At 55.7% G+C, this 4,149-nt stretch carries 3 protein-coding genes; all 3 read right to left on the reverse strand.

What is annotated here, in order from left to right; genetic code table 11:
* Positions 1 to 1,916 (reverse strand): DNA topoisomerase (locus tag BQ7483_RS00060; RefSeq protein WP_072544391.1); only part of this gene is annotated, 1,916 nt, incomplete at its 3' end.
* A gap of 93 nt (positions 1,917 to 2,009) precedes the next feature.
* Complete coding sequence (locus BQ7483_RS00065) at positions 2,010 to 2,273, reverse strand: DUF4099 domain-containing protein (RefSeq protein ID WP_072544392.1); 264 nt, start codon at positions 2,271 to 2,273, stop codon at positions 2,010 to 2,012.
* Positions 2,274 to 2,318: 45 nt separating this feature from the next.
* Positions 2,319 to 4,091: a DUF3945 domain-containing protein gene (locus tag BQ7483_RS00070; RefSeq protein ID WP_072544393.1), complete on the reverse strand. Its 1,773-nt coding sequence runs from the start codon at positions 4,089 to 4,091 to the stop codon at positions 2,319 to 2,321.
* Positions 4,092 to 4,149 lie beyond the last annotated feature (58 nt).

The following is a 4,149-nucleotide window of genomic DNA, read 5'->3' on the forward strand; positions in this document are numbered from 1 at the left end:
CTGCGGTACACGGTCAGTCCGCACCCTTTATTGTCGCAGCGGGCACTCTTCTCCCTGACGATGATGTGTCCGGTCTTGCATTTGGGACAGGTGAACGTGCGGGCGGCTACCGCCGGAAGGCTGAGGTTCAGGATTTCACGGGTAGCCTTGCGGGTGTAGTCCGTGATGGATGCCATGAACGTGTCCGGTCCGAGTGTGTGCCGCTCTATCTGGAGCAGGGTCTTCTCCCAGCTTCCTGTCAGGGAAACATCCGCCACGAGCATGTCCTTCACCGCATCGTAGATATGGAGTCCCTTCTCTGTGGGGAGGATGCTCTTGCCGGAGCGGGCGATATAGTCACGTTTGAACAGTGTGGTGATGATGGCGGCTCTTGTGGCGGGCGTGCCGATACCCAGCTCCTTCACGGCCTCGCGTGCCTGTTCGTCGGCTATCTCCCTGCCGCAGGTCTCCATTGCTGCCAGCAGCGTGGCTTCGGTATAGAGCGGTCTGGGCACGGTCTTCTTCTGGGCCAGTCCGAATCCTGAAACAGGGACCGTGTCCCCTTCGGCAAATATGGCCGTACCCTCGTCGGTTTCCGGTTCGTCGTCCTGCCTGTCCTCTTTCCTGCGGAAGATGCCGCGCCATCCCGGACTGACGACAAGGGAGCTTTTCGAGCGGAAATCCATGTTGTCCAGACGGCACTCCATAAGAATCAGTTCCTTCTCGCAGCAGGGCGAGAACGCCTCCAGCATACGTCCGGCTATCAGCGTATAGACGGCCTCTTCCGCCTCGGAAAGCCCTTCGGGTGCGATGCCGGTCGTGATGAGGGCATGGTGGTCCGTCACTTTGCTGTCGTCCACGCTACGGGTGTTGAGATGCGCAAAGTCAAGGATTCCGGCACTTGTGGCGAATCCGGGCATGGCCAAGATTCTTTCCAGCAGACCGGGCACGCAGGCCATCACGTCGTGCGGGATATACCGGCTTCCCGTTCTCGGGTAGGAAATGAGCTTCTTCTCGTAGAGCGACTGGGCGATGTCCAGCGTCTTTGCCGCGGGCAGGTCGAGGTGCACGTTGCAGTCCTTCTGAAGTGCCGTCAGGTCGTAGAGCAGCGGCGGCTGTTGCAGGGTTTTCCTGCGCTCCACCTTCGTAACCGTCGCCGAAGAATCGGGAGTGAGACTGCGGTAGGCGGTTTCTGCCTTCTGCCTGTCGTCAAAGGTCGCGGGATGGAAGAAGCGGCGGTGTGACGTGCCGCCATTGAGGGTGACATGTAGCTGCCAGTATGGTGTGGATACGAAACTGCGGTTCTCCCTGTAGCGGCTGCATATCATGGCGAGCGTCGGAGTCTGCACCCGTCCGATCGAGTTGTTGGACGAGCCGGAGACGATGGCCAGGGCACGGCTGGCGTTCATGCCCACCAGCCAGTCCGCCTTCGCGCGGCTGTCGGCGGCGGCATACAGGCTGTCGTATTCCGAGCCGTCCTTCAGTTCCTCCAGCCCTTTCCGTATGGCCTCGTCAGTAAGCGAGGAAATCCACAGGCGTCTGAACGGTTTCGTGCAGCCCAGAAAGTCGTATATCCAGCGGAAGATAAGTTCCCCTTCACGACCGGCATCGGTAGCCACGATGATGCTGTCACAGCGGTTGAATACGCTTTCTATGACTTTCAGCTGTTTCGAGGCGGCGATGTCCGTAACCATTCCCCTGTCCGTGCGCATCTGTCGGGAGACCAGGCGGAACGGGTCCGGCAGCATCGGCAGGTCCTCCGCTGCCGTTTTCGTATAACCGTAAGTGTCCGGCGTGGCCAGTGACACGAGGTGTCCCAGTGCCCAGGTTACCATATATCCGTTACCGGAACAGTAGCCGTCATTTCTTGTATCAGCCCCGACTACACGGGCTATGTCCATGCCTACACTCGGCTTTTCTGCGATGATTGCTATCATATTGTAAGATAAAAATTAAGCCGTTTCCCGTTTTCCATGCGGAAGACAGGAAACGGCGGTAAGACATCGGTTTACTTGATAATTGCTCTCAGGTTATTTGCCCAACGGTGTCACTCCCTGGATTTCCAGCAGCGGGGCCTCGCCCTTACGGACCAGCTGGAGTGTGGCGTCCATCAGCACGTCCACGCCGAGGAGCACGAGGCTCAGGGACATCACTTTCGTTTTCTCTCCCCTGAGGAGGGTGTCCATCTCGCCGGAGAGTTCCAGCTCGTCCTTCATGATACCGATACCGGAGAGTTCGTCCCAGTTCACTTCATCAGCCTTGAAAGGCATGTCGTTTCCGTTTTCCTTTTTCATATTTCTTTCTTTTTTTATTCAACATTCATTTTCCGTTACCTATAGTCAGGCAATGCTCGCACCTTTTGACTTGCGGTTGCCCTGTTCCTGTCGCTGGCTGTTGGCCACCACGTTTCGCTGTGACGCGTCACGCTTACGGTCGGGATTTTCGTTGTAGAAGTCCAGACGCCCCTGGTTGAAGTTCGCCTTGACGTACTGCGAGATGGTCTTCCCGTCATATCCCTTTATGCCTTCCACCAGCACGGCCTTTCCGCTCTGCAGGTCCGCACGCTGCTGTCTGGTCAGTTCCACGTCCCATACCTTGGTTGGAATCTTGAAATCCTCGCGCTGCTCGAAACCGTCCGGCGTACGGGAGTAGCTCAGGCGTCCCGTTTCCAAATCGGCCTTGATGAAGGAGGAGAATTCCTCTCCCTTGCGGTTCACCATGTCATTGAGGAAAATCACCTTGCCGTCACGGAGTTGCTGCTGTTCCTCCGCCGTAATCTTCACCCCGTTGATTTCGTTGGGGATATAGATTTCTCGTGCGCCTTCCGGAGAGTCCGGGTTGTAGCGGGTGTAGGACGGGCGGCCCGTCGCCTCGTCCAGCTTCACGTAAGAGGAGAACACCTCACCGTCCTTGCGCTGCATTCCCTCCACGAAGATGGCTTTTCCGGCGTTCAGGTCCTCAATCTGTTTCTGTGTCAGTTCCACGCCCCCGAGTGTCTGGCGGTTGAAGAGTTTGTCGTTCTCGAAAATAAACTCGACACCCCTGCGTTCGGCATTCACCTGAATGAAGGCGTTGAACTCGTTGCCGGACTTGGCGATCATGCCCTCTACATAGACCTTCTTGCCTTCACGCAGGTCGTTCTGCTCCTGCTCTGTCAGTTCCACGCCCTTGATTTCCCTTGGGATGAAGGCATTCTCCGCTTTCATGGCGACCACCTCGTTGGTCAGCTTGTCGATGCTGATGAAGGATGGGATATACTCCCCGTTACGTCCTTTCAGTTCCACGACACGCCCCATGTTGCCCGTTTCGAGCAGGTTCTTCTTGTCCTCGTCGGAGAAGATATGTCCGAAATACGGTCGGTCGAGGTCGGGTTTCTGTCGGATACCATGGATGCCGAGCACCACTTCGCCCGCCATGGACTGCTGGAAGGACAGACGTGCGTCAGTCCTCAGTACGGCCGAACCGAAGTTCATGCTGATGGGTACTACCTGGTTGGTCTTGTATCCTTTGAGCATCTGTTCGAGCAGTCCGCGTTCCTGGAGGTATTCACGGGAGATTCCGAAATTCTTTAGCTGTTCCCAGTTGATCATGGACTCGTTGTAACGGTACTGGGGGGACTGGGTCTGCGGCTGGCTGTCAGCTGCGGCAGCCTGCTGCCGGGTTTCATTTTTCTTTGCCATTTCTTCTTGATTTTTTTGGTTGATACTTTGGTTTTCCTTGTTGCGCGGAACAATCTCGTACTGCTTGAGAAATTCCTCCACGGCTTTTGTCTTTTTTCCTGCGGCGATGTCCTCGATGGCCTGCTGTACGGCAGGGTCGTCCAGCCTGTCTTCCTTGACGGAGAGGATTCCGAAGCGTGTCGGGTCTTTCAGTTGGCTCCAGAAGTTCTTGATGAAGTTCTCGAAGGCGTCGGCATAGCGGTCAATTTTCAGGAAGGAGTTCCGGTTCTTCTTGTCGGCGGCTACCGTGTTGAATTTTCCGTCCTTTCCGATTTGAGATACCGCTTCAAGAATCAGTTCCATCTTGTCGAGGATGAACACGATGTCACTCATCTGCTCGTTTTCGGTGACCTGTGGTTTCGGGGGTTCTTCCCGTGCATTTTTCTTTGCCATAATTTTTGATTTTTAGTGTTGATAACTCATGTTGTCACCGCAAATATATAGGAGAAAA

The organism is Mediterranea massiliensis (genome assembly GCF_900128475.1).
Classification (GTDB): domain Bacteria; phylum Bacteroidota; class Bacteroidia; order Bacteroidales; family Bacteroidaceae; genus Bacteroides; species Bacteroides massiliensis_E.